Source organism: Kordia sp., from assembly GCF_045105435.1.
Classification (GTDB): Bacteria; Bacteroidota; Bacteroidia; order Flavobacteriales; family Flavobacteriaceae; genus Kordia.
The window spans coordinates 1-3,234 of record NZ_JBGCDL010000389.1 but is presented as its reverse complement, the minus strand read 5'-3'; the positions used below and the strand labels follow the sequence as shown (position 1 = coordinate 3,234).

At 33.8% G+C, this 3,234-nt stretch carries 2 protein-coding genes; both read right to left on the bottom strand.

All coding sequences use genetic code 11. From position 1 onward, the window contains the following. Positions 1-450: 450 nt before the first annotated feature. The gene (locus tag AB8B65_RS19720) at positions 451-1,848 is read right to left on the bottom strand and encodes an exopolysaccharide biosynthesis polyprenyl glycosylphosphotransferase (RefSeq protein ID WP_405303000.1); all 1,398 of its coding nucleotides are present in this window, start codon (positions 1,846-1,848) and stop codon (positions 451-453) included. 9 nt (positions 1,849-1,857) lie between these two features. Beyond that, on the bottom strand, positions 1,858-3,135 hold the full coding sequence (locus AB8B65_RS19715; RefSeq protein ID WP_405302999.1) for a phenylacetate--CoA ligase family protein: 1,278 nt from the start codon (positions 3,133-3,135) through the stop codon (positions 1,858-1,860). Between the last annotated feature and the right edge of the window lie 99 nt (positions 3,136-3,234).

The following is a 3,234-nucleotide window of genomic DNA, read 5'->3' as shown; positions in this document are numbered from 1 at the left end:
GTGATATTAAAAAACAGATTGCCACGCGTTTTATAAACGCTCGCAAAGACGTTTCATACAAGTCCAAAATCTAAGAGCGACAGCGATCCAACAGGCGAAGCCATTCTAAAAGGCGAAGCCGTTCTAAAAGCAAAGCGATCTAACATCTAACAGCAAATCGATCTAATTCACTTGCTAGCGTGAGTTTCAACTCGTACCGACAAACAAACTAAGAAATAGTATTGAGACTTTAGTATTGAGTATTGAGAAGTATTTCAAATAATATGTTGTAATACTAAAAAACAGATTGCTTCACTTCGTTCGCAAAGACGTTTCTAAGGAGTTTGAAGTTATCAAGTATGAAAATACAAGAGTTTATCTACCAAAATACTAAAAGCGAAGCGATCTAAAAGGCGAAGCCGATCTAACATCTAACAGCGTTAGCGGTCTAACAGACGAAGTCGTTCTAACTCACCTTCCCCGATAAAACAATACCGTACTCAAGGTTTTTACAATGATATTCAAATCCAAAAATAAGCTTCGGTGTTTTATATAGTATAAATCGTATTGAAGTTTGCGCAAACTATCTTCTACAGAAGCGCCATACGGAGCTTTTACTTGTGCCCAACCTGTTACGCCTGGTTTTACTACGTGGCGAATTTCATAAAAAGGCAAATCTTCCGAAAGTTGTTTTACAAACGATGGACGTTCTGGTCGTGGGCCAATCATGCTCATTTCTCCTTTCAATACATTGATAAACTGCGGAACTTCATCCAAACGAGATTTACGTAAAAAGCCACCAAATTTCGTAATTCGCGCATCATTCTTTGTTGCCCAAACGGCACCATTTTTCTCAGCATCAATTACCATACTTCGGAGTTTGAAAATCTTAAAAGGCACGCCATTTTTTCCAACACGTTCTTGCGAATATAATAATGGACCGCGATTTCCAACTAAATTTCCAATCAAAATAAAAGGAATAAATACCAGACTCACTAACAATCCTAAAACGGCAAGTAGAATGTCAAAAAAGCGATGAAAAAATAAATACAACTTGTTTTGATTGCTTCGACTAAACGGGAAATATTTATAAAAATCCTTTCCAATATATTGTACAGGCACACGAAATGTTAATTCTTCATATACTTGAATGTATTCTTTTATGGGCAATCCTGTTTCTAACAATCCTATTAAACTATCAAATAAAGGTTTGCTTAACTCTTGATTCTGATCGCTCGCAATAATGATTTCTGAAACGTACTTTTCTTTTGTAACCTTATTCAAGTCCAAACTTGTAATTTCTTCTAAGTCGTCTACGGAAGTATCACTACTATTTTGACTTGGATTTGAATTGATATAACCAACTATCTTATAATACTTTGTATTTCGTTTGATGGCATCTGACATGATTTTAATTTCTTCCGTATTTCCGATAATAAGGATGTTTTTAAAGAATCGCGGAGAAGAAATAAAGAAAATATAGGCACATCGCCATAAAAATATACTCGTAGATATAGCTAAGAAAAAATACAGAATTTGCAAACGATTTTCAGGAAGCTCTGGTGTTAAAATTGGTGTCAATAAATAACACAATACCGTAATAGAAATTGTAAGTATAATTCCCTGAAACGTAGCGTCGTAACGACTTGACTTCTGTAAATTATACAATTCTAATATGGTCGAAAACAATATATAATATACAATCAATACAACGCTCCAAAGCCATCGCTCTTGTGTAAATTTGAAATAATCAAAATTGAAAACATTCGAAACTACGTACAATCCAAAAAGTAACGCGATTACATCGACAATGCGTAAAAGGAGTTTACGTTCCGATATTTCGAAATGCATATTTGAGGTTGAGGCCATAACGTAGTTTTAAAGATAAGAGATAAAACTTTTGTTTTTTTGCTTGCCAGCGTTCTTTTGTACATTTGGGCAAATGCTGTAGGCTATGTCGTTGGCAAAATAACTATGAATCTCTTGTCTTAGCTTTTGTTCATCTTTAGTATTCAAGTTTTCTTCGAGGTTAAATATAAGAATTCCTTTTTCTTTTTGTATAATTTGATAGGTAAGTTTTATATTATGTTTGTTTGCTAAGTTTTTAAAGATGTAATAAAAATACAAACTTGGGTATATTTCTTTCTTTCCGTATACATTCTCTCCTATTCTACCTGTTACTTCTTTTAAAATATAATGTGCTTTCCCGCACGAACATTTGATATCTTTTGAAGCCAATTCAATATAATCACCTAATTGATACCGAATAATAGGAAAGGTTTTCATTTGTAAATTGGTCACTACAATCTGATTGTCAATTTCTTCTACAATAACGCCTTCCATATTAATATGCATATTGCCTTCTGCACACTCAAAAGCAATAATTCCCGTTTCGGCAGCGCCATATTCGCTAATAATTGGCACACCAAACGCTTTTTTAATTTCTTCTTTGTAGCTATCGTAAATCTTCTCAGAAGTACCTTTTACCATTTTAATATGCTTCGGTTTCGGTAACTTTTGATCATTAATCAACTTTGCAGATTGATAAATCATGGAAGAATACCCGTGAATATAACGCGCACGTTGTAACTTTTTTACAAACTTTTTAAATGCATTTTCTTTGTAATCAAACACGCGGAAACGATTTTGTAAAGCATCTAGCAATTTCACTTTGAATTGTTTAGACGTAGAAAAATCAAATCCCCAAAAATAGCCATTGCGCTCATGAGCTTGTACATTATGCCAAGAATACCCTCTAAAAATAGAAGCTCTATTAAAAGAATCGGCACTTTCTTCACGTTCATATACTAACGGATCGCCAGAAGAACCTGAAGTTGTTGCTTTAAATACTTTCTTAAAATTGTGTTTTGTGTGAATTTTTTCTGTGTGAAGCAACACATCTTCCTTAGACAATATTGGCAATTGTGCAATGTCTGCCAAAGAAGAAAATGATGCCGGATCAATTGCTGCAAACTTCTCTTTATAATAGTCAGAATGTGCTTTCGCGAAAGAAACCAACGATTTTAATTGCTTCAATTGATACGCTTCCAATTCTTTAATAGACCAATTTTCAGACTGTTTTAAAAAGGCAAACCATTTCCGTATCGAAGGATTTCGGAAGCGTTCACCAAGTTGAAAAATAAGTTTGTGGAGCATATGTAAGCTAAAATAGTTGATCGCAAAGAAATTGATTCTCTTTTGCAATATCAAATAAAATGATCGTTGAGTTAAATTTAAGATTCCTCTCTACAGTGG

What these genes read in the sequence shown, in the direction of transcription:
- AB8B65_RS19720 (WP_405303000.1), bottom strand. Translation starts at nt 1,848, where the DNA reads ATGGCCTCAACCTCAAATATGCATTTCGAAATATCGGAACGTAAACTC.
- AB8B65_RS19715 (WP_405302999.1), bottom strand. Translation starts at nt 3,135, where the DNA reads ATGCTCCACAAACTTATTTTTCAACTTGGTGAACGCTTCCGAAATCCT.